Source organism: Neisseria oralis, from assembly GCF_045062685.1.
In the GTDB taxonomy this organism is placed as follows: Bacteria; Pseudomonadota; Gammaproteobacteria; order Burkholderiales; family Neisseriaceae; genus Neisseria; species Neisseria oralis.
This window is the reverse complement of the sequence record NZ_JBJGEB010000036.1, coordinates 1-587: the sequence shown is the minus strand read 5'-3', so window position 1 is coordinate 587 and position 587 is coordinate 1. Positions and strand designations below refer to the sequence as shown.

Annotated in this window: 1 pseudogene; it reads right to left on the bottom strand. The window is 55.7% G+C overall.

Annotated elements, in window-relative coordinates:
* Positions 1-587: pseudogene (gene gidA / locus ACI43T_RS11980) on the bottom strand (tRNA uridine-5-carboxymethylaminomethyl(34) synthesis enzyme MnmG); the annotation flags it as partial.

Below are 587 nucleotides of genomic sequence, written 5' to 3'. Positions count from 1 at the left end.
GCCACTGCCGCAGGGGTTACGCCGGAAATGCGGCTGGCTTGGCCGACGGTTTCGGGTTTGTGCTGGTTGAGCTTTTGCTGTACTTCTGCCGACAAACCTTTGACTTTCGCGTAATCGATGTCGTCGGGCAGCTTTAAGGTTTCGATGTCGCGGCGGCTGTCGATTTCTTCGTTTTGGCGGTCGATATAGCCTTGGTATTTGACTTGGATTTCGACTTGTTCGATGACTTCAGCGGAGAGGTTTTCAGACGACCTTGCACCTTCGAGCGTCATCAGTGCGGCGTAGTCGAGGTTCGGGCGGCGCAGGAGGTCGTGCAGGTTGGCTTCGCGGCTGAGTTTTTGCCCGAACACGCGGATTTGTTCGTCTTCGGCGAGTTTTTGCGGCGTGTACCACGTTGTTCTCAAACGTTGGATTTCACGTTCGATGGCTTCGCGTTTTTCGTTGAACATGCGCCATTGCGCTTCACTCACCAAGCCGATTTTGTGGCCGTCTTCGGTCAGGCGCATGTCGGCGTTGTCTTCCCTGAGTTGCAGGCGGTATTCGGCGCGGCTGGTGAACATGCGGTAGGGTTCGTTCACGCCTTTGGT